General features: G+C 68.2%; 20 protein-coding genes. 10 read left to right on the forward strand and 10 right to left on the reverse strand.

Annotated elements, in window-relative coordinates:
• The first annotated feature begins 40 nt into the window (after positions 1-40).
• The 5 genes from HAV18_RS03155 (at position 41) to HAV18_RS03175 (ending at position 5953) form a co-directional block, all read left to right on the forward strand.
• Positions 41-979, forward strand: a complete 939-nt coding sequence (locus tag HAV18_RS03155; protein ID WP_166952634.1) for an alpha/beta hydrolase — start codon at positions 41-43, stop codon at positions 977-979.
• Complete coding sequence (gene ribBA, locus HAV18_RS03160; protein ID WP_166952636.1) at positions 976-2100, forward strand: bifunctional 3,4-dihydroxy-2-butanone-4-phosphate synthase/GTP cyclohydrolase II; 1125 nt, start codon at positions 976-978, stop codon at positions 2098-2100. Before HAV18_RS03155 ends, ribBA begins: the two co-directional genes overlap by 4 nt.
• 152 nt (positions 2101-2252) lie before the next feature.
• Positions 2253-2759: a helix-turn-helix transcriptional regulator gene (locus HAV18_RS03165; protein ID WP_166952639.1), complete on the forward strand. Its 507-nt coding sequence runs from the start codon at positions 2253-2255 to the stop codon at positions 2757-2759.
• Positions 2760-2761: 2 nt separating this feature from the next.
• Positions 2762-4102, forward strand: coding sequence for a type II toxin-antitoxin system HipA family toxin (locus HAV18_RS03170; RefSeq protein ID WP_166952642.1), 1341 nt, complete (start codon positions 2762-2764; stop codon positions 4100-4102).
• Positions 4103-4717: 615 nt separating this feature from the next.
• Positions 4718-5953: an NADH:flavin oxidoreductase gene (locus HAV18_RS03175; RefSeq protein ID WP_166952645.1), complete on the forward strand. Its 1236-nt coding sequence runs from the start codon at positions 4718-4720 to the stop codon at positions 5951-5953.
• A 60-nt stretch (positions 5954-6013) separates the two neighbouring features.
• Here the strand turns inward: HAV18_RS03175 and HAV18_RS03180 are convergent, their stop codons facing one another.
• Positions 6014-7141 carry a 4-hydroxyphenylpyruvate dioxygenase family protein gene (locus tag HAV18_RS03180; RefSeq protein ID WP_166952648.1) on the reverse strand — a complete coding sequence of 376 codons (1128 nt, stop codon included), beginning with the start codon at positions 7139-7141 and terminating at the stop codon, positions 6014-6016.
• A gap of 357 nt (positions 7142-7498) precedes the next feature.
• Between HAV18_RS03180 and shiA the strand changes: the two genes are divergently transcribed.
• Positions 7499-8806 (forward strand): shikimate transporter, encoded by a 1308-nt coding sequence (shiA, locus tag HAV18_RS03185; protein WP_166952651.1) that lies wholly within the window; start codon positions 7499-7501, stop codon positions 8804-8806.
• A 22-nt stretch (positions 8807-8828) separates the two neighbouring features.
• Here the strand turns inward: shiA and HAV18_RS03190 are convergent, their stop codons facing one another.
• Positions 8829-9557 (reverse strand): HNH endonuclease, encoded by a 729-nt coding sequence (locus tag HAV18_RS03190; protein ID WP_166952654.1) that lies wholly within the window; start codon positions 9555-9557, stop codon positions 8829-8831.
• Positions 9558-9810: 253 nt separating this feature from the next.
• Here HAV18_RS03190 and HAV18_RS03195 point away from each other — a divergent pair, with 253 nt between their 5' ends.
• Positions 9811-11112, forward strand: coding sequence for a UDP-N-acetylglucosamine 1-carboxyvinyltransferase (locus tag HAV18_RS03195; RefSeq protein WP_060359039.1), 1302 nt, complete (start codon positions 9811-9813; stop codon positions 11110-11112).
• A gap of 99 nt (positions 11113-11211) precedes the next feature.
• Here HAV18_RS03195 and HAV18_RS03200 read toward each other — a convergent pair whose 3' ends face one another.
• Both HAV18_RS03200 and HAV18_RS03205 read right to left on the reverse strand, forming a co-directional pair.
• Positions 11212-11823, reverse strand: a complete 612-nt coding sequence (locus HAV18_RS03200; RefSeq protein ID WP_166952657.1) for a hypothetical protein — start codon at positions 11821-11823, stop codon at positions 11212-11214.
• Positions 11824-11850: 27 nt separating this feature from the next.
• Positions 11851-12804 (reverse strand): energy transducer TonB, encoded by a 954-nt coding sequence (locus tag HAV18_RS03205; RefSeq protein ID WP_166952660.1) that lies wholly within the window; start codon positions 12802-12804, stop codon positions 11851-11853.
• Between the two features lie 133 nt (positions 12805-12937).
• Here HAV18_RS03205 and HAV18_RS03210 point away from each other — a divergent pair, with 133 nt between their 5' ends.
• Positions 12938-13708, forward strand: coding sequence for an IclR family transcriptional regulator C-terminal domain-containing protein (locus tag HAV18_RS03210; RefSeq protein ID WP_166952663.1), 771 nt, complete (start codon positions 12938-12940; stop codon positions 13706-13708).
• A 118-nt stretch (positions 13709-13826) separates the two neighbouring features.
• Here HAV18_RS03210 and HAV18_RS03215 read toward each other — a convergent pair whose 3' ends face one another.
• The 5 genes from HAV18_RS03215 to HAV18_RS03235 form a co-directional block, all read right to left on the reverse strand.
• The gene (locus HAV18_RS03215) at positions 13827-16127 is read right to left on the reverse strand and encodes an ATP-dependent DNA helicase (protein ID WP_166952666.1); all 2301 of its coding nucleotides are present in this window, start codon (positions 16125-16127) and stop codon (positions 13827-13829) included.
• Complete coding sequence (locus tag HAV18_RS03220; RefSeq protein ID WP_166952669.1) at positions 16124-17818, reverse strand: VRR-NUC domain-containing protein; 1695 nt, start codon at positions 17816-17818, stop codon at positions 16124-16126. Before HAV18_RS03220 ends, HAV18_RS03215 begins: the two co-directional genes overlap by 4 nt.
• A 96-nt stretch (positions 17819-17914) precedes the next feature.
• Positions 17915-18793: a MipA/OmpV family protein gene (locus HAV18_RS03225; protein ID WP_166952672.1), complete on the reverse strand. Its 879-nt coding sequence runs from the start codon at positions 18791-18793 to the stop codon at positions 17915-17917.
• A gap of 206 nt (positions 18794-18999) precedes the next feature.
• Positions 19000-19311: a hypothetical protein gene (locus HAV18_RS03230; RefSeq protein ID WP_166952675.1), complete on the reverse strand. Its 312-nt coding sequence runs from the start codon at positions 19309-19311 to the stop codon at positions 19000-19002.
• A gap of 327 nt (positions 19312-19638) precedes the next feature.
• Entirely contained in the window at positions 19639-19938 is a 300-nt protein-coding gene (locus HAV18_RS03235) for a hypothetical protein (RefSeq protein ID WP_166952678.1), read from the reverse strand.
• A gap of 134 nt (positions 19939-20072) precedes the next feature.
• On the opposite strand from HAV18_RS03235, the gene HAV18_RS03240 reads away from it, so the two are divergent.
• On the forward strand, positions 20073-20321 hold the full coding sequence (locus HAV18_RS03240) for a hypothetical protein (RefSeq protein ID WP_166952681.1): 249 nt from the start codon (positions 20073-20075) through the stop codon (positions 20319-20321).
• Between the two features lie 336 nt (positions 20322-20657).
• Here the strand turns inward: HAV18_RS03240 and HAV18_RS03245 are convergent, their stop codons facing one another.
• A complete protein-coding gene (locus HAV18_RS03245) occupies positions 20658-22640 on the reverse strand; it encodes an ATP-binding protein (RefSeq protein ID WP_166952684.1) in 1983 nt (660 codons plus the stop codon).
• A 394-nt stretch (positions 22641-23034) separates the two neighbouring features.
• Between HAV18_RS03245 and HAV18_RS03250 the strand changes: the two genes are divergently transcribed.
• On the forward strand, positions 23035-24072 hold the full coding sequence (locus HAV18_RS03250; RefSeq protein WP_166952687.1) for a sigma-54-dependent Fis family transcriptional regulator: 1038 nt from the start codon (positions 23035-23037) through the stop codon (positions 24070-24072).
• Positions 24073-24090: the final 18 nt, after the last annotated feature.

The raw sequence follows: 24090 nt of genomic DNA on the forward strand, positions 1-24090 counted from the left end.
TACCTGATTCAAACCGCATCCGATTCAGACAGGAGTTCCCATGCCGCTCGACCCACAGGCGCAGGCGCTGCTCGCCGCGTTCGCCCAGGCACCCGCGATCGATTTCGCGCAGCTCACCGTTCCCGCGTATCGCGCGAGTCTTGCCGCCGGCGGCGCGTTCGCCCCGGGCGATGCCGTCGCCGCCGAAGAGGACTGGCAGATTCCCGCGGCGGGCCGTCAGTTGTCCGCACGGCTGTATCGGCCCGTGGCCGACGGGCCGTTGCCGCTGACGGTGTTCTTCCACGGCGGCGGCTTCGTGTCGTGCGGCATCGATTCGCACGCGAATCTGTGCCGCAGCCTCGCGGCCCGTGCGCGCACGCTCGTGCTGTCGGTCGACTACCGGCTCGCGCCCGAGGCGCGCTTCCCGGCCGCCGCGCACGACGCATGCGACGCCGTGCGCTGGGCCGCCGCCAGTGCGCGCGATCTGGGCGCACGCGCCGGCGCGCTGGCGGTCGCCGGCGACAGCGCCGGCGGCAATCTTGCGGCGGTCGCCGCGCTGCAGTTGCGTGGCTCGGGCATCGCGATCGCGCACCAGTTGCTGCTGTATCCGGTCGTCGATTGCGCGACCGAGCATCCGTCGTACGAAACGCTCGGCAACGGCTATTTCCTGACGGCGGACATGATGCGCTGGTTCAAGCACCACTATTTCGACGACGGCGCCGATCGCGCGTCGCCGCTTGCAAGCCCGCTCGCCGCGCCCGACCTCGCGGGCGCGGCGCCGGCGACGATCGTCAGCGCCGAATTCGATCCGCTGCGCGACGAGGCCGAAGCGTATGCGCTGCGTCTCGCACAGGCCGGCACGCCGGTGACCCTCGTGCGCTGGCCGGGCCAGCTTCATGGTTTCGCGAGCATGCTCGGTGCGGTCGATGCGGCCGAAAGCGTGTTGACCTTCGGCGCCGACGCACTGCGCCGCGCGTTCGACGCGACGGAGGCACCATGACGCTCGCCGGCACGCTGGAGATCGTCGACGAGTTGCGTGCGGGCCGGATGGTCCTGCTCGTCGACGAAGAGGATCGCGAGAACGAAGGCGATCTCGTGATCGCGGCCGATCACGTGACGCCGGAAGCGATCAATTTCATGGCGCGTTTCGGGCGCGGGCTGATCTGCCTGACGCTGACCGCCGAGCGCTGCGAGCAACTGAGGCTGCCGCCGATGGCCGATCACAACGGCACGCCGTTCGGCACCGCGTTCACCGTCAGCATCGAGGCAGCCGAAGGCGTGACGACCGGCATTTCGGCGGCCGATCGCGCGCATACGATTCGCGCGGCGGTGCGATCCGGCGCGCGCCCCGACGATCTCGTGCAACCGGGCCACGTGTTTCCGATCGCCGCGCGCCCGGGCGGCGTGCTCGTGCGCGCGGGGCACACCGAGGCCGGCTGCGATCTCGCGGCGCTCGCCGGGCTCACGCCCGCATCGGTGATCTGCGAGGTGATGAACGACGACGGCACGATGGCGCGGCTGCCCGAGCTAAAGGCGTTCGCCGCGCATCACGGGCTGAAGATCGGCACGATCGCCGACCTGATCCACTACCGTCGTGAGCACGAATCCCTGGTCGAACGCATCGGCGAACGGCCGCTGCATACGCCGTGGGGGCGATTCCGCGCGATCGAGTATCGCGACACCGTGCATGGCGCGCCGCATCTCGCGCTCGTGCGCGGCGAGCCCGATCCGTCGACGCCGGTGCTGACGCGCGTGCACGAATGCCACTCTCTGCTCGACCTGCTCGATGCGGAGCCGTCCGCGCATTCGTGGCCGCTGCATGCCGCGCTGCAACGGATCGACGCGGCCGGCTGCGGGGTGGCGGTATTGCTCGACTGCGACATGCGCGGCGACGCGATGCGGGTGCCGGCCGGCAATGCGCGCCGCGACGGGCGCGTGACGGGGATCGGCTCGCAGATCCTGCGCGAGCTCGGCGTACGGCGGCTGAACGTGCTGTCGAGCCCGTTCCGGCTGCCCGCGCTGTCGGGGCACGACCTGGAGATCATGGCGTTCATTCCGCTCGGCGACGACGATCCGGAAAGCGCGCGAGGCGCGCACGCGAACCCGCTGCGGGCGGCGTGACGCGTTGCCGCGGGATGGCCGGCGGGTTGCCTGCTTGACAGGCTATCGTTTGTTTTTGTTGAATACAGTCTCAGGTTTGTATTTTGACAATACATGCTGTAGATTGTATTTTCCGATTACAAACGATCGCCTGTCATCCCGCGGAGCGCCCGATGGCCTTTCCTGTCCAGACCCTGACCCAGCTGCGTCCGATACTCGTCGGCTTCCGGAAATCCGCGGGGCTCACGCAGGCGCAACTGGCCGCCCGCCTGGGCGTCACGCAGCAATCCTACGCGCAGCTCGAAGCCAATCCGTCGGCGGTCAGCATCGAGCGGCTCTTCAAGGTGCTGAACACGCTCGGCGTTCGCATGACGCTCGCGCTGGGCACGCAGGACGAATCGGCGGAATCGGCCGATCCTGCGCCCGCTCCCGCTCCCGCTCCCGCTCCCGCTCCCGCTCCCGCTCCCGCTCCCGCTCCCGCTCCCGCTCCCGCTCCCGCTCCCGCTCCCGATGCGGTGCCGGCGGTTCGCAAATCCGCCGCGAGCAAACGCAAGCCGGATGCGGCGCGCGGCACCACGGCCGCTAAAAATCCAGTCCAACCCACGGCCGGCGCCGCGCGCAAGCGGCCCGCGTCGGCAGCACCCGGCAAGCCACGGGTGTCGAAGCGGGAGGACTGGTAACGATGGCCACGCGTGCTCGTCACGACCGGCTCGACCTGTGGATGAACGGCATTCCGGTCGGCTACTGGGAAATCCGGCGCGGCGTCGAGCGGCTCGTCTACCTGCCGGCCTGGCTCGACGATCCACAGGGGCGGCCGCTGTCGCTGTCGCTGCCCTTCACGCCCGGCAACCAGCCGCACCAGGGCACGATCGTCGCCGACTACTTCGACAACCTGCTGCCGGACAGCGAGCCGATCCGCCGCCGCATCGCGCAGCGTTACCGGCTCCGGTCGACGGCGCCGTTCGAGCTGCTCGCGTCGATCGGCCGCGATTGCGTCGGCGCGATCCAGATGCTGCCGCCCGACGAAACGCCCATCGATCTCGAGACGATCGACGGCGTGACGCTCGACGACGCGGCCGTCGCCGATGTTCTTCGCCACGCAACCGCCGCACCGCTGCCCGGCCGCGCGGAGCCGGAAGGCGACCTGCGCCTGTCGATTGCCGGCGCGCAGGAAAAGACCGCGTTGCTGCGTCAGGGCAACCGCTGGCTGCGGCCGTCGGGCAGCACGCCGACGACGCACATCTTCAAGCTGCCGCTCGGGCGTGTCGGGAACATGCAGGCCGACATGCGGACGTCCGTCGAAAACGAATGGCTGTGCTCGAAGCTCGTCGCAGCGTACGGTTTGCCGGTCGCGCCGTGCGAAATCGGCCGGTTCGACGACCAGAAGGCGCTGATCGTCGAGCGTTTCGACCGGCGTGCTTCGCGCGACCGTACGTGGATCCTGCGGTTGCCGCAGGAGGACATGTGCCAGGCGACCGGCACGCCGTCGGGCGCGAAATACGAGTCCGACGGCGGCCCGGGCATCGAGACGATCATGGGCATCCTCGCGAATTCGGCCGACGCCGCGCACGACCGGCTGAATTTCTTCGTCGCGCAGCTCGTGTTCTGGGTGCTCGCGGCGATCGATGGGCATGCGAAGAACTTCAGCATCGCGCACTTGCCCGGCAACACGTATCGCAGCACACCGCTGTACGACGTGCTGTCCGCGCATCCGATCATCGGCACGCGCCGCAACCAGCTTCCGCCGCGCCGCGCGCGGCTGGCGATGGCCGTGTGCGGGAAGAACCGGCACTACGTGATCGGCGAGATCCAGCCGCGCCACTGGATCGCGCAGGGCCGGCGCGTCGGCCTGACCGAAGACGACGTGCGCGCCGCGATGGCGGCCGTCGTCGCACGCACGGAACCCGCGATCGCCGAAGCCGCGGCGCAGATCCCGGCGGAATTTCCGATGGATGTGGCGGACGCGATCTTCGATGGCATGCGTCGGCAGGTTCGCAAGTTCCGGGCAGGCGATCTCGCGTGACGGGTCGATGGGGTGCGGTCGGGTTTGGGGCGGGCTTGACTCGAGCGTCTGATGAATCGCTTCGAAGCACTGAATCGGGATCTCGTCAGGAACGGGTTGCGCTGGCGCATTGGTCAGCACTGGCCAGGATTGAGAGCCGGATACGGCGCTTCAATGCGCGGATTCGACGGATCGTCCGGCCCAGACCGGCGACGCCGAAGCGGACTCAGCCAGCAACACGTCCTGCCGGATGACGGAGTTCGCGGGGCGTGAGGCCGCCTCGCGGGCGACGCCGATGCGGACGTAGCCATAACGCGTCCTGCCGGATGACGAAGTTCGCGGGGCGTGAGGCCGCCTCGCGGACGAAGCCGATGCGGACGTAGCCAGCAACACGTCCTGCCGGATGACGGAGTTCGCGGGGCATGAGGCCGCCCCGAGGGCGACGCCGATGCGGACGTAGCCAGCAACACGTCCTGCCGGACGTCGAAGTTCGCGAGCCGTGAGGCCGACCCCGAGGAGCCCCCAGTCTGCACACCGGCTCGCCATCACTGCCGTCGGCTCGTCCACCCGGACGATGCGCGCCTGCACCACCGTCGCACAATGGTCGCCGTGCCCATTCCCGACGCCCGCCCCCTCATGGAATCCGCCAATCTCACGACCGCGTTCAGCCCGCTGCAGATCGGCCCGCTGACGTTGCGCAACCGCCTGATCAAGTCCGCGACCAACGAGGGCATGACGCCGAACGGCGTGCCGTCGCGCGCGCTTGTCCGCTTTCACGAACGCATCGCCGAAGGCGGCGCCGCGCTGACGACCGTCGCGTACTGCGCGATCAGCGACGACGGCCGCACGTTCGTCGACCAGGCGCGGCTCGACGTGCCGACGGTTCGCCAGTTCCGCGCGCTGACCGACGCCGTCCATCGCCATGGCGCAGCCGCATCCGCTCAGATCACACACGGCGGCTGCTTCACGTTCCTGCCGTCACTGTCGACCAAGCGGCCGTTGAGCGCATCGGGCGGTTTCAACAAGGTCGGCGTGATGAGCGGCCGCTTTCTGAAGCAGGCGATGACGCGCGACCAGATGTCGGCCATCGCCGACGAATTTGCGCAGGCCGCACGCCATGCGCGCGACGCCGGCTTCGATGCGGTCGAGATCCACATGGGGCACGGCTATCTGCTCAGCCAGTTCCTGTCACCGCTGTACAACCGCCGCCGTGATGCGTACGGCGGCGACGCGGCGCGACGCGCCGCTTTCCCGGTCGAGGTGCTGCGCCACGTGCTCGACGCGGTGGGCCGCGATCTCGCCGTCGTCTGCAAGATCGGTGTGACCGAAGGCGTGCGCGGCGGCGGAACGGCCGACGACGCATGCGAAATCGCGCGGCGGCTCGAAGCCGAAGGCGCGCACCTGCTCGTGCTCAGCGGCGGGATGAACGTCGAATCGGTGTGGGAGCTGTTCGGCAGCCCGTTGCCCGGCGACGCGCGCGCGAACGCCGACAACGCGATCGTGCGCGCGGCGATGGCGCTGCAGAAACTCACCGAGCCGAAGATGGGCGCCTTTCGCGAGATGTATTTCCTCGAGCACTCGAGGAAGGTACGCGCGTCCGTCAGGATGCCGCTCGCTTACCTCGGCGGCGTACGCTCGCGCGGAAATGTCGAACTGGCGATGCGCGAAGGGTTCGATGCGGTCGCGCTCGCCCGCGCGCTCGTGTTCGAGCCGGATTTCGTCAACGGGCTGCGCGACGGCCGGCTCGCGCAGTCGGGCTGCACGTCGTGCAACCGCTGTGTCGTGTCGATGTACACACCGGGCGGCACCGCGTGCGTCCTGCGCGAGCCGAACGACCCCGCGCCGAACCGAATGCCGGCCGCCGGCGCGTGAGGGTTAGCGCGGGACGTGGGGCGCGGGACGTATGACGCAGGATGCGGGCGCCAGCGCCGCTCAGCCGGCGTCGCGTGCGCGGGCGAGCGCCGCGAGATTCCCTTCCCCGAACCCGTGGTGCCCCTTGCGCTGCACGATTTCGAAGAAGATCTCGCCGGGCCGGCGCTTGACGAAGGTCTGGAAGAACAGCCTCGGCACGCCGTCGCTGCCGATCTCGCCGTCGACCAGCACCGCGCGGCGGCGCAGCGCGTCGAGATCGACACCGTGCCCCGGCAGCCGCGCGTCGACGTCGTCGTAATAGCGGGCCGGCGGCTCGATGAATTCGACGCCGTTCACACGCAGCGCATCGACGCACGACAGGATGTCGTCGGTGGCCAGGGCGACGTGCTGCACGCCCTCGCCCGGATGGTCGGGCAGATACGCGTGCATCAGCTCGGTCCGCCGCGTGCCTTCCTCGTAGACCGGAATCCGCACTGCGCCGCACGGCGACACCATCACGCGCGATTCCTCCGACACATGCCAGTGCGCGTCGATTTCGTGGATCTCGCGAAAATGCAGCAGGTCGTGGTAGAAATCCAGCCACTCCCGCATGCGCCCCGCGCCGACGGTCTGCGTGAAATGATCGACCTGCTGCAGGCCGACGCCCACGCAGTCGAGATCGGTATGCGCGGTCGCGATGTCGATCGGCCGGAAATCGATGTCGAAGATCGAGATGTCGCCGACGCCGCCCCGCTGGCCGTCACGCCCGCGCCAGCGGTCGACGAAATAGAGGTGCGAATCGCCGATGCCCTGGATCGCCGGGATCTTCAGCTCGCCGACCCCGACCTTCTCGCCTTCGAACGCCCACGCGCCGAGCTCGATCGCCCGCTCGAACGCGCGCCGGGCGCTGGCCACGCGCAGCCCGATCGCGCAGACGCCCATCCCGTATTCCTCCGCATAGCGCGCGGCGAACGAATCGGGCTCGGCGTTGATCAGGAAATGCATCTGCCCTTGCCGGTAGAGCGTGACGTTCTTGCTGACATGCCGTGCGATCGCCTTGAACCCGAGCTGCTCGAAGCGCTGCGCGAGCGCCTCGGGCACGGGCGCCGCGAATTCGACGAATTCGAGGCCGGCCATCCCGAGCGGATTGGCAGCCGGATCGGCAACGGGCGGCGTATCGCTGGACAGGGGGTGGGAATTGCCGGGCATTCCAGTCTCCGGGGGCATGCGTTCGATGGGGACGGCGCCCGCTGCGTGCGGCATGCGTGGCCAACGTGGCGACCGCGCATCCGCCCCGAACGGGCGAGTTATCAATGCTGCAGATTTTAACCAGATCGTTCACGGCGGCACACCCTGACCGAACGGGATATCGCCACGCCGCTTAGTGCAAACCCGAAAAGCGTCCGATAATCGCACGGATTTGAACGATAATCGCGCACTTTATCCGATTGGCCAATTGCCGCCGTGCGGCGCGCGCCCTATTCTCCGTTCACTCACCGATTTCAATGCAGCATCGGACGCGGCGCCGCCACGATTCCTCGATGCGCCGTGCCAGGAGACACCGTCATGACCCCAACCTTCGACACCCTCGATGCCGCCGCCAGTGCCCGCATACGCAGCCAGGCGCGCAAGGCCGCGATCGGCAGCTTCGTCGGCGCCGTTGTCGACTGGTACGACTTCCTGCTGTACGGGATCGTCGCCGCGCTGGTATTCAATTCCGAGTTCTTCCCGAAAGTCAGCCCGACGATGGGCACGCTCGCGGCGTTCGCGACGTTCGGCGTCGGCTTCCTGTTCCGGCCGCTCGGCGGCGTCGTGTTCGGCCACTACGGCGACCGGCTCGGGCGCAAGCGGATGCTGGTTCTGACGGTGATGCTGATGGGGCTGTCGACGGTCGCGATCGGCCTGCTGCCTGCGTTCTCGACGATCGGCTGGTGGGCGCCCGTGCTGCTGGTGCTGATGCGCGCGATCCAGGGTTTCGCGGTCGGCGGCGAATGGGGCGGCGCGGCACTGATGGCCGTCGAAAGCGCGCCGAAGCACAAGAAGGCGTTCTACAGCAGCGGCGTGCAGGTCGGCTACGGCGTCGGCCTCGTGCTGGCCACGGGCATCGTGTCGATCCTGAGCCACACGCTCGGCGAGGCCGCGTTCAAGTCGTGGGGCTGGCGCCTGCCGTTCGTGTTCAGCATCGTGCTTGTGCTGATCGGGCTGTGGGTGCGCAAGAACATGGACGAATCGCAGGAGTTCGTCGAGAAGGTCGAGCACGGCAACCGCAAGCTGCGCCTGCCGGTGCTGGAGGCACTGACGCGCCATCCGAAGGCGTTCCTGCTGATCATTGCGCTGCGGCTCGCCGAGCTGTTCACGATGTATATCGTCACCGCGTTCGCGCTCAGCTATTCGACGACGAACCTCGGCATGTCGCGTGACCTGTTCCTGAACATCGGGCTGCTGGTGGGCGCGGTGAGCTGCGTGACGATCCCGTGTTTCGCGTGGCTGGCCGACCGCTACGGCCTGCGCCGCATCTACCTGATCGGCGCGCTGATCGGCGTCGCGTCCGCGGTGCCGTTCTTCCTCGCGCTGGAAGCGCGGTCGATCGCGTGGATCGTGATCTTCTCGATCCTGCTGGCGAACGCCGCGCACGACATGGTCGTGAGCGTCCAGCAGCCGCTGTTCACCGAGCTGTTCGGCGCCGAATACCGCTATAGCGGCGCGGGCGTCGGCTACCAGTTCGCGAGCGTGGTCGGCGGCGGGTTCACGCCGTTCATCGCGGTCGGCCTCGTCAGTGTCGCCGGCGGCTCGTGGCACCTCGTGGCGGGCTATCTCGCGGTGGGCTGCCTGATCTCGCTGGTCGTCGCCGCGCGGATGCGGGCAGCGCAGTAACGCTGGTCACGCGCGTCGCCCGTTACGCGCGAACCAGGCGCGGCAAATGTGCGTAAAGGCGTTCGACGAGTTGTCTGGCGTTCTCGCCGTAATGCAACTCACGGTGGCAGTTTGGGCAAACGGCCACCGTATTCGACACAAGATCGGGGCCCAGCTCCGCCAGCTTGCGGACATGGTGCACTTCCAAGTACGGCAGCCCATCCGCTCCCTTGAACGGCGCGGGCTCGCTACAGCATTCGCAAGTCCCGTTCGCTTGCGTCAGAACCCAAGCCTTGACCAATGGGTCGCGGCGAATTTGGGTCACGGTCGCACTGGTGGCAGCAGGATTCGCGTTTCCCGGCGGCGGTGCAATCTGCGCCTTTTTCAACGCGTCGCGCACGTCGAGTTCGAATTTAACGGCCGGAGCAGCCGGCCGCTGCCCCAGTTCGTTGATGAATTGCTCGATCAGGACGCCGTGCGAGCCGACGTTTTTCGCGGGCTTGAGTCCGGGAAGCCATTGGCGGCCCATCAGTGCCAGCACATACGAAATGTTCTGCATCCGATACTCGAACGCTTTCGCCGTGCGATTGAACTGCCCGGCCAGCCTGTCGTACACGATCTTCTTGACGTAGGGCTGCCCACCGCGCTCGCTTTCGAGCATTTTGAGATATTCGTCGACTGAAGCACGGAGTTCCTCGTGCGTCCACGGCCGCCCGTCGGCATTTGTAGAAACGTTGTCAGGTACGGGGGATTTTGGTGTTGGTGTCGACATGAAGGGCCGCATTCGGGAGTCCGGTCTCGATTTTACGAGATAAGAAACCGATCCGATCCTAGTCGTCGCGGCTGGCTGTTTTCATTTTTGCGTGCCAGTCTCACGGGTGGATTGCCGATATCGCCCGCGTCCAACGTCAAACACCGTCAATCACACGCCCCGATTCCCCCTTTTCCCCTCTGAACATTCCACGCCGCCCGCCGACCAATGGCATCATATGGGCCTACGTCAGTCACCGATACGCCCCCATATCATGTCGAATCTCATCGTCCACGGCGGCACTCCGCTGCGCGGGGACATCAAGCCGTCCGCGAACAAGAACGCCGTCCTGCCGATTCTGTGCGCTACCCTGTTGACCGATCAGCCGCTGCGCCTCATCGGCGTGCCGGATATCACCGACGTGCGCAAGATCCTCGACATCTTCCGCACACTTGGCAGCGACGTGTCGGTCGACTTCACGACGGGCCTGCTCGAACTCCACCATCGCAACACGAAATTCGATCCGGCCGTCCACCGGCTGCCGGAAGCGATGCGCTCGTCGATCATGCTGATCCCGCCGCTGCTCGCGCGCTTTGGCGTCGCGCGTCTCGAGAACGACGTGAAAGGCTGCACGCTCGGCGTGCGCGAGATCGATCCGCACGTCGAGGTGTTCGAGCGCTTCGGCGCGCACATCGAGCGCACGCCCGATTCGCTGATCGTCCGCACCGACGGCCCGCTGACGGCCAACGATCACTGGCTCGACTACGCGTCGGTGACGACCACCGAGAATTTCGCGCTGTGCGCGACCACCGCGAACGGCACGTCGACGCTGATGAACGCCGCGTCCGAGCCGCACGTGCAGGAGTTCTGCCAGTTCCTCGCGATGATCGGCGTCGCGATCGAGGGTATCGGCACATCGCGGCTCTGCGTGACGGGCGGCCGCAAGCTCGGCGGCGGCGAGTTCCGCTTCGCCGAGGATTTCCACGAGATCGCGACGTTCCTCGCGCTCGGCGCGATCACGGGCGGCGACATCACGGTGCGCAACTCGTCACCCGAACACTTCCCGCTGATCGACCGCACGTTCGCGAAGTTCGGCGTCAACGTCACGCACCGCGACGGCTGGTCGCGCGCGGAACGCGACGGCCCGCTGCGCGTGCGCCGGCCGTTCACACAGAACATCCTCACCAAGGTCGAAGCCGCGCCGTGGCCGTACCTGCCGGTCGACCTGCTGCCGATCTTCATCGCGCTCGGCGTGCGCGCGGAAGGCAGCGCGATGTTCTGGAACAAGGTCTACGACGGTGCGCTCGGCTGGTCCGGCGAACTGTCGAAGTTCGGCGCGCACGTGCTGCTGTCCGATCCGCACCGGCTGATCACGTTCGGCGGGCTGCAACTGACGCCGGCTCGCGTCGAGAGCCCGTACATCATCCGCGTCGCAATCGCGCTGCTGATGGTGGCCGCGAGTATCGAAGGCCGCTCGGAAATCATGAACGCGCTGCCGATCCGCCGCGCGCATCCGCATTTCGTCGAGAACCTGCGCTCGGTCGGCGCGAACGTCGAATGGACGAGCAGCGAGTAAGACCCTGACGGTACGGCGCACGCCACACGAGCGCCGTACCGCCACCCGCACCCGGTTGGCGGCTACACCGGCCGCCTCCTCCCGCCGCCCTCTCCCGCGTTACTCACCGCCCCCGCAATCGGCATCGCCGGCGCCCATGTGGTCGAACCCGTAGAGCATCACGGCCGTCGTGCCGCGCGCGGGGTTGCTCGGGCGCTTCGCCAGGCTTTCGTCGAGCGGGGCCGACGGATACTGGACACTCGTGTCCATCAGGTTGTCCGGCGCCGAGCGCAACTCCGCTTCGGTCAGCTTGCGCCCTTCCGCGCGCGGCAGCCCGAACGCCTTGCGCACGTCCGCTTCGTTCCACGTCCCCTTGAGCGTGACGGTGACCATCTGCAGGTCGCCGTGCTCCCAGTCCAGCTCGACCTTCGTCGCGAGCGGATGCACGCTGGCCGCGAGCCGATCGGGGAGCGCCGGGCCTTCGTTGTAGACCTTCGTGTTCCCGCACGCATCGCCGGTATTCCTGTACTTCTTCAGCGCGCAATTGAAGCGCTTGTCACGGTAGCCGAAGGTCGTTTCGACGTAGCAGCCGAATTTCGGTGACGTCATGCGCGGCCAGGTACGCACGTCGACGGTTGGCTTCGGGAGCATAGTGCCGGACGAAGGATTCGCCGCGGCAAGCAGCGGCACGGCCGCGACGAGCACGGCCAACACGGATTCGCGAATTTTCATTGTTGTATTCCAGTCGAGGCGGCGATTCTAGCGCGGCTTCGCCAGTGAGATCGTCCCTGCGATGTTGCGGAACAGCGGCAACGCTTTCGGCATGTCGTCCACATAGGTCGCGCACGTCAGGCTGATCCGGTAGTTCGGCGTATCGCCGAGCGCCATGTACAGCCTGACGCGCTCATGATTGGGCCCGATCTTCGGCGAATACACGGTTTCCTGCCCCTTCACGCCACCGCCGAGGTCGATCGGCGTCACGCGCTCGATCACGCCGAAGATCGAAATCGTCGACTCGATCGACGCCTTCAGGTTGGCGATCGCCTCCGGTGAATTCAGATCGCGCTGCGATACGTCAGCCAGCGCGGCGGATTGCGACTTCAGTGCCACCGCGCACAGGCTGTCCGATTTCTCCGCATAGCGCGGCACCGGTTCGGGATTCGTCACGTCGACGATCAACGGCATCGACGGCCGCGTACGCCGTTCTCCCACCTGCAGCGGCGCCGGCACGGAGAACGACAGCCCCGTCTTCGCATCGGTGAACCGCCGCCCGTTGCCGGCATCCGGTTGCGCCGGGCCGAGATCGAAGACGATCGGCACACTGAGCAGCATCGAATCCTCGGGCATGTCCGGCGAGAACGCCGGCACGTTCCCGCGCCGCAACGCAGCGATCGCCGCCTGATCCAGATCCGCATGGCCCGACGACTGCAGGATTTCCACCTGCGTCACCTTGCCGTCGCGGCCAATCCGCGCGCGCACGCGCGCCGTGACCGTTCCGGATGGCGGATGGCCCGACCCGGCCGGCATTTGCAGCCGCTGCAGGATCGCCTGCCTGGCCGCCACGGTCCATGCGTCCTGCGTTGCCGGCGCCTCCGACCAAGCCTGCGCCGCCGGCAGCGACGCCAACGCCAGCAACACGGCGCAGCGGGCAACCCCGCGAGCAATACGGCGGCCAATTGGCACGAGGAGATATCGGTTGTCGTTGTTGGTCATGTTCCAGGCTCGCGGCACGCATCCAGCGTCGAATCATACAAGCCCACGCCATGCGCCGCGGCCAATCCGATTTGCGCGATAATCGCCCACTCGCGCGCGATTGCCGCGCACCGAGGCGCCACCTTCCCCGACGATGAAAAAGCCCGAACTCGATCGACGCGACTGGATCGCCGGCCTCGAAAAAGGTCTTGCGATCCTCGAGGCGTTCGACAGCCAGCACGCCCGCATGACGCCCACGCAGGCCGCCGCGCGCACCGGCCTTACGCGCACGGCCGCGCGGCGCTACCTGCTGACGCTCGAATCGCTCGGCTACGTGTACACCGACGGCAAGCTGTACGGCCTCACCCCGCGCGTGCTGCGGGTCGGCTGGTCGTACTTCGATTCGGCGAGGCTGCCGCGCTCGGTCCAGCCCTATCTGCAGCAATTGAGCGCGTCGCTGAACGAATCGGCGTATGTGAGCGTGCTCGACGGCTGGGAGCTCGTGTTCATCGCGCGCAACGGCGTGTCGCGCGTGATGACGACCGGCTTCGTGCTCGGCGCGCGCGTGCCGGCGCCGCTCACGTCGCCGGGCGTCGTGCTGCTCGCCCATCATCCCGATCGCGAAGCCGTGCGCGCGTGGCTCGACGACACCGAGCTGCCGCCGTTCACGCCGCACACGATCACCAACAAGGCGCGCCTGCTCGAACAGGTCGACCAGGCACGCGACGCCGGTTTCGCGGCGATCGAACAGCAATTGCAGGTCGGCGTGCGCGGGATCGCGGTGCCGCTGAAGAACCGTCACGGCGAAGTCGTCGCCGCGCTGAGCACGAACATGCCGATCGGCGCGGAGACGACCGACGCGGCCGTGCGGCGCGTACTGCCGCACCTGCAGGAAGCCGCGCTCGCGATGCTGAACGTGCTGTAGCGCTAGTGTGCCGCCCACCCCGAACGGGCTCGACGATGCTTGCTGCGCCGCTTCATTGCTACGCGACGGATCACGCCCCGGCACCGAAACCGGCAGTCCCCGCGCGGGGATTTTCCCCTTACCCGATCCGCCACCACCGCGGCAGCAGGTCCCGCACTTCACGCCGCCGGTAACGGTCGTCGATCAGATGCACGACGCCCTCGTCGTGCTCGGTGCGAATCACGCGCCCGGCCGCCTGCACGACCTTCTGCAAACCCGGATACAGGTACATGTAGTCGTAGCCGTTGCCGAAGCGCGCGTCCATCGCACGCCGCATCTGCTCGTTGACGTCGTTGACCTGCGGCAGCCCGAGCGTCGCGATGAACGCACCGATCAGCCGCTCGCCAACCAGGTCCACACCTTCCGAGAACGCCCCGCCCAGCACCGCGAAGCCGACGCCGCGCCCGCCCGCGTCGAAGCGCGCGAGAAACGCGTCGCGCTCGCTTTCGGTCATGCCGGGCGCCTGCGCCCAGACGGGCACGTCCGGGTGCCGCGCCTGCATCAGCGCGACCACGCGCCCCAGATAGTCGAAGCTGCTCAGGAAACCGAGATAGTTGCCGGGCCGCGTCGCATATTGCGCGGCGATCAGGTCCACGATCGGTTCGAGCGAACGGTCGCGGTCGCGCCAGCGCGTCGACACGTGGCTCGCGACGCGCACCGTCAGCTGCTCGGCGCGGAACGGCCCGTCGACGTCGAGCCAGCCCGTGTCGCCGGGCAGCCCGAGCGTGTCGCGGTAGAAATGAAACGGACTCAGCGTGCCCGAGAACAGCACGGTCGCGCACGCGGCTTCGTAGCGCGGTGCGAGAAAGCCGGCCGGAATCACGTTGCGCACGCAGAGCGTCGACTGGACGCGGCGCCGGCGGCCGGCCGACGCAACGCCGTCGAGCGCCGGCTGGCGCGGCATCGGTTCGCCGTTCAGCGTCACGTCGAAGATCGACGCGCTGTCGAACGCTTCGGCGAGCACGCCGAACTGGATCGCCTCGAAATGAAACCGCAGCAGCGCGTCGCCGTTCGCGCGCGGCGCATCGGCCAGGTGTTCGCCGATCGCCGCGACGAGGTTCTGCACGGCCGACACGATCGGGCCCGGTATCTCCGGATACGCCACATAACGCTCGGCCTGCGCGCGATTGACCGTGCCCCATGCGCGGGCGAGCCGGTCGAAGGCCTTGCGCAGCGCCGCGGGTGCGGCTTCGCGCGCGGCCGAGAATGCGAACGGATCGAGCGATGCGCTGTACATCTTGCGCGCACGGTCGAGCAGGTTGTGCGCTTCGTCAACGAGCACGCCGACGCGCCACTGGTTCTGCTGTGCGAGCGTGTGCAGCATCGCGCTGCCGTCGTAGTAGTAGTTGTAGTCGCCGATTACCATGTCGGACCAGCGCGCGAGCTCTTGCGACAGGTAGTACGGGCAGACGTCGTGCGCGAGCGCGGCCGCGCGCACCGTGTCGCGGTCGAGCAGCCCGGCCTCGATCGCCGCGTCGCGTGCGGCCGGCAGGCGGTCGTAGAAACCTTTCGCGAGCGGGCACGATTCGCCATGGCACGCGCTGTCGGGATGCTCGCACGCCTTGTCGCGCGCGACGAGTTCCAGCACGCGCAGCGGCAGCGCAGGTGTGCCGGCGCCGAGTGTCGCCGCCGCTTCGAGCGCGAGCGCACGGCCGGGCGTTTTCGCGGTGAGGAAGTACACGTGGTCGAGCTCGCCTTCGCCGCACGCCTTCAGCAGCGGAAACACGGTGCCAAGCGTCTTGCCGATGCCGGTCGGCGCCTGCGCCATCAGGCAACGATCGTCGCGTGCCGCGCGATAGACGGCCACCGCCAGCTCGCGCTGGCCGCTGCGGAACTGCCCGTGCGGAAACGCGAGCGCGCGCAGTGCCGCATCACGTGCCGCACGGTGGGCCGTCTCGCGCTCGGCCCAGCCGACGAAGCACGCGCACTGCTCGGCGAAGAACGCCGCGAGATCGGCCGCCCCCAGCGTTTGCGTCAGCACCGTCTCGCGCTCGGACACGATGTCGAAGTAGACGAGCGCGACGTCGATTTCCGGGAGGCCGCGCGCGTCGCACATCAGGTGCGCGTAGACCTTCGCCTGCGCCCAGTGCAGCGCGCGGTGGTTGGCTGGCATCGCGTCGAGGCTGCCGCGAAAGGTCTTGATTTCCTCGAGGCGGTTCGCCACCGGATCGTAGCCGTCCGCGCGGCCGCGCACAGTGAGCGTGCCCCACGTGCCCGTCAGCGCAATCTCGGTTTCATAGCGTGCGCCGCGGTTCGAGGTGACCGCTCCGTGGCCGGCGATCCCTTCGAGCGCGGTCGGCGCGGGCGTGAAGCGCAAGTCGAGATCGCCGCGCCGCGCGGTGAACTCGCACATCGCTCGGACCGCGACGACGTAGCTCATGCGGACAGGCCTGCCGCTTCGGCGTGCGCGACGTCTGCGCCGGCCCACTCGACATCGATCACGCGCACCGGAATGCCGTGCGCGACGCAGTACGCGAGCCAGCGCGTCTGATTGTCCTGCAGGCGGTCGCCGGGGCCTTTCACCTCGACGAGTTCGTAGCGGCGCTCGCCGGGCCAGAAGCGGACGAGATCGGGCAGCCCCGAACGGTTGCTGCGGATATCCGCGAGCAGGCGCGTGAACCACAGCCGCAAATGCGCGGGCGGCAGGCAGGCAAGCGCCTCATCGAGCAGTTCGTCGGTCAGCACGCCCCAGAACACGAACGGGGATTGCAGCCCCGCCTTCGTCGCGAAATGCCGGCGGATCGTGTCGCGATAGGCGCCCGAATCGAGTTGCGCGAAGCACGCGGCGAACGCGTCCGCTCGGCGCGCGGCGAAATCGGGCGCGTGCAGGTCGGCCGGGCCGCGCTGGAACGGATGGAAGAACGCGCCGGGTATCGCGGCGAACACGGGTTCCCAGCACAGCAGCCCGAACAGCGAATTGATCAGCGTGTTTTCGACGTAATGGACCGGCGAAGCGGGTTGCGCGAGATGGTCCCGCACCGCGAATTCGACACTGACGAACGCTTCGGGGCGCGCGAGCACGAGTGTTTCACGCGGCACGTCCGCCGCCGCGGCCGCGCGTTCGACGCGCTGGCCGAGCCGGCGCTGCAGGCGCGGCAGCATGCGCTCGACACGCTGGCGCTCCTCGTCGCTCTCGAAAGCGCCGCGCGCATCGAGCGCCAGCGCGAGCGCATCGTCGTCACGTCCGCAGCGTTCGAGCACGCGGATGCGCCGATGGCGGCTGCCGGGCCATGCGCTGCGCACATACGCGTCGAGCGCGCCGGCCCAGTCGGCCCGGCGCTCGCACGTCTGCCCGAGCGCGAACAGCAGCTTCGCGCGACGCGTCGCGAGCCACGGCTGCGCGCAGCCGACCGCGTCGATCGCGTGCACCAGCTCGTCGAACGGCAGATCGTCGGGCCATGCGTCGAGCGCTTCGCGGCACGTCTGCAGCGCGAGATACGCGTCGACGTCGCCACGCTGCTGGAACGCGCGCGACGACGGTGCGATCGGCACGCTTTCGTACTGGAACACGCCGAGATCGGCGAGCACGAACTCGCTCCAGTCCTGGTGGAGATTGCCGAAGAACATCAGGCGCAGCCGGTCGCACAGCGCGCCGACCGTCACGCGCAGCACGCGGTCGCCGGCCTGCGCGCACCACGCGTCGAGCGGTTGCGCGAGGTCGTGCGCGGGCCGCAGCCGTTCGAGCCATTCAGGCTTGCGCTCGCCCGCATGCGCGGCGAGTGCCGGGAAGATCCGCAGCAGATCGGCCTTGGTCGACAGCGCGAACAGTTCGTCGAGCGTCAGCGCGGGCGCCGGATCGACCCAGCCGAGTTCGACGAGCGGCGCGGCTGCTTCGAGTGCGCAGCCGATTTCGTCGTACACGAGCTTGCTGGCGCGGAAGTCGGACCCGTTGCGCATCAGCATCCGGACGAGCAGCGCGCGCGACGTTTGCGGCAGCGCGGCAAACTGCCGGACGAACGCGTGCTCGTGCGCGTCGAACAGGTCGTCGTAACGCGCGCCGAGCCAGGCCAGCGCGCGTTCGAAATTGGTCAGGTAGTAAAACGCCGGGGGCGTCGGCGAAGCAGGCGTCACGGGGATTGATCACTGTACATTTGTACAGGTCGGAATCATATCAAATGTGACGGGAAATGCCCCACGCCCGATCGGCGCCCTGCTGCCCGGCCGCGGTCAGAACTGGTAATTCACCGACATGTCGAACACGCCGTTGGTCGACTGCTGCGTGATCGGGCTGCGCGCGGCGCGGCCGACGAGCTGCTCGATCGCGCCGTCGATCGTGACGAACCAGTGCTTGTTCACGAACCAGGCCATGGTCACGCCCGCGCCGAACGACTTGAGCCCGGCCCCCGACGAATAGGCCGGCAGCCCCGAGCGCGCGGCGGCGCCCTGGCTCACGCCGAACCAGCTGTTCATGTAGCGCGAATCGGCGAACGACACGGTCGGCCCGGCGAACCAGAAGAAATGCTCGTTGCTGCCCGGCAGCGGCATGTACGCGGAAAAATCGCCGACCCAGCCGTTCGAGCCACCGATGCTGCGGCGGATATCCGCGCGCAGCACGAGCGGAAACTCCTTCGAGATCACGTAATCGGCCGCCAGTTTCATCACCGGCGCCGCGTTGATGTTGTCGAGGCCGTTCAGGTGCTCGGTATCGTCGGCCGAACGACGCCCGAGGTCGTAACCGACGGACAGGCTCACGCGCCAGTTCGGCCCGCGCAGCACGTTCGCGCCGAGCCCCTCGCCCGTCGACAGGAAGAACAGGTCGCGATAGCGGACGTCGAGATTCGGGCCGCCCAGCACGCGATAACGGTCGGAGCCCGCATAACGCGGCTGCAGCGTCATCGCGGCGCCCACGCTGATATCCCAGGTGGAAATGTTCGGGTCGTACAGTTTTTCGAGCGGCACACCCGCCGAGTATTGCCACTCGCCGAGCGGCGAAGGTGTCTGGGCTGACGCATCGCGGGCGCCGGCCGCGGCGAGCGCCGCGCAGGCCGACACACCGGAAACGAACCGGCGTGTGCCGGGCGACAGCAAAGGGCGAGCAACAGTCATCAAGGCGGTCCCCGTCGGTTGCGCGAAACGAACCTGAAGGAAAGCGTTTTGCGCCCCTTCGGCTGCAGCGGCTACCAGGCTGCGGCGCGAACGTAGCGCGCGCTGAATTAACGGACATCCTACGCGACACACACGCGGACGCAAAGCGCCCGCTGCGCGCGGGCACTTTGCCGTACGCCTGGATCGACCGGTGAAGCGTAGTGGAATCAGAATCGCTCGACGTGATAGTCGCCGGCCAGTGCGGCCGGATTGCGCTTGGACATCATCCGCGAGAAGCCGTCGGCGAGCCGTCCGAGCGCGAGCTGCTTCTGGCTCGCATCCCAGTGCGTATAGGTGGCGTACGCGGCATCGTCGAACGACACGGTGACGGCAGCCGGGCGCCCGCTGGCGCGAAAGCCGATCTGCAGCACGCCGCCCGGCAGTTCCTCGATGTGATAGCGCAACGAGCGCGATTCGAAATAGCGGCCCAGCACCTGAGCGATCGCGCGCTTGTCGGGCGATTGCACGTGAATGTCCATGAGGGTCCTCCTTTTTTCAGTGTTCGCGCGGCCGGTTGTGGTGCACCGTTTCCTCCCGGCATCCGCATCGGCGGCGGGTGCGACGGCGGGTCGCCCTGGGGCAGCTCGTCTGGCACGGGCGGATCGACGGGATCGTCGTGCCCGGGCCGCGGCGGGTCCGGGTCGACGTCGGGCGTCACCGGCTCGGGGCGGTGCAGCGTGGATGGCGTCTTCATGTCTCTCCTGCGCGACGGCGCGCGCATCTCGATGGCGCTGCAGGCGTGCGCAAGCGGCGTTCCTGCTTCCGCGCCGCACGGTTGTCCGCTCCGGTCGGACACGGCCGTGCGCTCACGCGTCGCAGGCGGCCATCACCAGCCACATCGTGCGTCCCTCCGCGGTCAGCCGTACCGCGCGCGCGAACCGATCGGACGGCGCGCATGCCGCGACGAGTGCCCGCTGGGCGCGCTCGGGGCCGTCGTAGACGGTGTCGTTCATTACGCGTACCTCGTCCTTGCCGTCGAACAGGCGCCGCTCGGGCCGATAGACCCGCGATTCGCGCTTCCATGTGTCAAAACGCTCGCGCACGTGGGAGAAATCGCCGCCGCATACGTTCGCGTCGTAACGTATGCTTTCCCTGGGTGCATTCATCACGATGTCCTCTCGTTCACGCCGACGGCGCGCATTGCCGCACCGTGCGGTTTCGCCGACGTGCAAGCGTCGTGCCGCCCGCACCGCGCAGGCACGGCGCTTGCGCCCGTATCAATGACCAAGGAGGTTTGACCATGACCGTTCACGCCACCGGCCGCCACGACGCCGTGTCACCGGCTGCCGGACTGCTCTGGCTCGCCACGTCGCGCCCGCCGTCTGAAGACAAGACGGAGGAGCGCATCGACGAGGGACTCGAGGAGACGTTTCCGGCCAGCGACCCGCCCGCCGTTGGCGGCGCGACCCGTATCGACCCTGCCAAGCCGTCCGGCGAGCACGAACGCCGCGCGCCGCACGTCCCTTCCCCGCCCCGCGATCACGGCTGACGGCGGCATCCGGCTCGCGCTGCGCGGCGGCGCAGCGGCGCGCCGGAGCAATCCGGAGTTGATCTGATGAAACGCCTTGAACGCAGATGGCATGAAATCAGCGGCGCCGCCGGCGTCGCTGCGCTGGCGGCGATCGAAAGCGCCGTGGTGCTCGCGATCGTCGCGATGACGGGCATCGGCCACTGACCTCCCGTACCGCCCGTTCGCGGCTGCTGCCGTGGAAGATGTACAAGCGGGCTGGCAAATTTCTCCGTCGCCTGGCCGTCGCGGCCCCTCGTGTGCGGCGGGGCGACGTGACGAAATCGGTCTACGTGCCTTTCCTCGTGGATGCCCCGGCTACCGGCCGCGCACTTTCCGGTCGTGCGCCGCATCCGGCGCGACCTCGGCGATCACGCTCGCCAGCGTCGGCATGTCCACCGGCTTGCACAGATACGCGTCGAAGCCGGCGGCCATCACGCGGTGCCGGTCGGCGTTGCCGGCGTGCGCCGTGACCGCGACGACGGGCAGATGCCCGCTGCCCGGCAAATGACGGATGCGCTCGAGCAGCCAGAAGCCGTCGCCGTCCGGCATCGCGAGATCCGACAGCACGACGTTCGGCGCGTCCTGTTCCACCACGTCGAGTGCGTCGTGCCCCGATTGCGCGGTCGACACCTGCGCGCCCATCGTTTCGAGTGCCGCGGCGAGGCTCGCGCGCGAGGTCGCATCATCGTCGACGACGAGCACGCGCCGGCCGTCGAGCCCCACCGTATCCGGCGTGCCCGCTGCGTACAGCAGGTTCTCGGCCGGATCGTCGACGTCCCAGCCGGCCGGCAGCGTGACCGTGACGGTCGTCCCGCGTCCGGGGCCCGCGCTCGTCGCGACGACGTCGCCGCCGTGCAGTTGCGCGATGTTGCGCACAATCGACAGGCCGAGCCCGAGGCCGCGCTTCGGCGATGCGAACGCGCGTTCGGGCCGGCTGAACGTCTCGAACAGGTGCGGCAGGTATTCCGGCGCAATACCCTGCCCCGTATCGGCGACCGACAGCCGCACGCGCTCGCCCGCGCGGGTCAGCGACACGGCGATGCGGCCGCCCGGCGGCGTGAACTTGATCGCGTTCGACAACAGGTTCGACAGGACCTGACGCACGCGCTCGCGGTCCGCCGGAATCACGCAGGTCGCCATTTCGTGTTTCGTCGACAGTTCGAGCCCGTTCGCCTGCGCCGTCGCATCGAGTTCCCGCGTGGCATCGCGCACGACCCGCACGAGATCGACCGGCACGCGCTCGAGGCGCAAGCGGCCCGTCGCGAGCGACGACGCGTCGAGCAGGTCGGCCACCATGTGCGACAGCGACCGCGCGCTGCGATCGATCGCATCGACCGCCTGTTGCGCGAGCGCCTCGCCGTCGACGTTGCGCAGGACCTCGACCCAGCCGTAGATCACGTTCAGCGGCGTGCGCAGTTCGTGCGACACCGTGGCCAGCAGTTCGTCCTTCAGCCGGTTCGACGTGTCCGCCTGTGTGCGCGCGTCGCGTGCGCCGCGCAGCGAGCGCATGTTGCGCCGTTCGCCGCGGCGCCGTTCGTGCGCGCCGCGCAGCGTCATCGACAGGCCCGTGCAGTCGCCCTGCGCGTCGACGATCGGCGACGCGGCGAAAGTCGCACGAAAGCGGCGGCCGTCGCGTCGCACGCACAGTACGTCGAGCGGACCGACCGGCGCATGCAGGGTCGCGAACGATGCAGGCAGCGGATGCCGCCTCAACCAGCGCGGCGCGATCAACTCGGCGATGTCGAGTGCGGTGGCCTGCGCCGCGTCGATGCCGAAGATCCGTCGCGCGGCCGGGTTCCAGCTCGTGATCCGGCGGGCGGTATCGACGCCGATGATCGCGTCGGGCGAAGCGTCGACCACGCGGCGCAGCAGGCCGTCGTCAGGTGCGGGCACGCGTGCGGCGGGCGCCGGCTTGCGATGCGGCTCGCGAGCATCGGCGTCGTCATCGATTTCGCGGAGACGATCGTTCGCGAGCAGCGGCTTCACGGCCATCACGAGCACGCACTCGACGAAGCTGATCGCGACGAATGCGCCGGCCTGCGCAAGCAGCGTGGCAAGCGGCGCATTGCGCCACCAGAGCGCACCGATCACGGCCACGCTTGCGGCGGCCGCGACCAGACCGCCGCCGAACGACGCCAGCCATGCGGCGGCTGCAACGCCTGCATAGAAAGGCAGCGGCGCAAATGGCGCGTGCTCGCCGACGATGCGAACCGTCCACGCCTGCAGCGCGGACGCCAGCCCGACGGCCAACACGACCCATGCACCCTGCCGTAACAGCTCACGGGTCAGGGTCTTCATTGCATCCTTGCCTCGCGCCGGCTCCGGTCGCATGGCGTCATGCCGCGTGTCGACCATCCGGCCTGCCGTCGAGCGTGCCGGGCGAGCGTGATGGCATCAGCAAGCGACATGCCCGATGCGGGCTTCGGCCGGACGGATGGTGCGCCGCGCCGGCTACCTGCCTGCCCGGTGGGTAGCGGCCAGTCGGGCGCCGGCCGATGTCGAAGGCCGCGTCAATGCCACATGGTCGCAACCGTCTTTTTCATAGGGATGCTGTAAAAAAGCACCGATACGACCCTGGATGGCGCGAAAGTGCCGCGATTCGTGTCAAGAATCGATGGCCTGTTTCTTCCGCCGCCGCCGCGCACATTGGAAATTTCTATGCCGCGGCACCTTCGTGGTCGTTTCGCTGTCGATGATAAATATTGCAATCAACGGAACGCGTGATGCCGATTTTCAAAACGGCCCGCTGACGCCTATGGGAGAAACCGCAAACCGATTGAAGCAGCGTGCAGACGGCCGCCGGTTGTCCGGCCGCTCCTCCGCGATGCGCACGCTGCTCGGCCGCATCGAAAAGATCGCGCCGACCCACGCCAGCGTGATGATTGCCGGCGAAAGCGGGGTCGGCAAGGATATCGTCGCGCGCCGGCTGCACGATCTCAGTGCCCGGCGGGACGGCCCGTTCGTCCCCGTGAACTGCGGCGCGATTCCGCCCGATATCGCGGAATCGCAATTGTTCGGGCACGAGAAAGGCAGCTTCACCGGCGCGATCGCGCAGCGGGAAGGTTTCTTCGAAGCCGCACGCGGCGGCACGCTGCTGCTCGACGAGATCGCGGAAATGCCTGCGCTGCTGCAGGTGAAGCTGCTGCGGGCGATCGAATCGAATGTGATCGTCCGGGTGGGCGGAACCGAGCCGATTTCGCTCGATATGCGCATCGTGTCGGCCACCCGCCACAACCCGGCCGAAGCCGTGCGCGACGGCCGGCTGCGCGAGGACCTGTTCTACCGCCTCGCCGCGTTTGCGCTGTACGTGCCGCCGCTGCGCCAGCGCGACAGCGATATCGAGACGATCGCACGGGAGTTCGTCGACGCGCTCAACGCGCGGCACCATGCACACAAGCGACTGACCGACGCGGCCGTCGCGGCACTGCGCGCGTATTCGTGGCCCGGCAACGTCCGCGAGCTGCGCAACACGATCGAGCGCGCGTACATCCTGTCGGACGAGGATATCGACGTCACGCTGCCGAAGCCGGCGCTGCCGCCCGAGCATCTGTCGGAGAACACGATGGCGCTGCCGCTCGGCGCGACGTTGCACCATGCGCAGCAGCGCTTCATCGCGGCGACGCTGCGCCACTTTGACGGCAACAAGCCGCGCGCCGCGAAAGCGCTCGGGATCAGCCTGAAAACGCTCTACAACCGGCTCGCGCTGATGCGCGACAACGGCTGCGCGTGAGCGGCGCGGCCGTGTCTG

The organism is Burkholderia sp. D-99, from assembly GCF_011605345.1.
Taxonomy (GTDB): Bacteria; Pseudomonadota; Gammaproteobacteria; order Burkholderiales; family Burkholderiaceae; genus Burkholderia.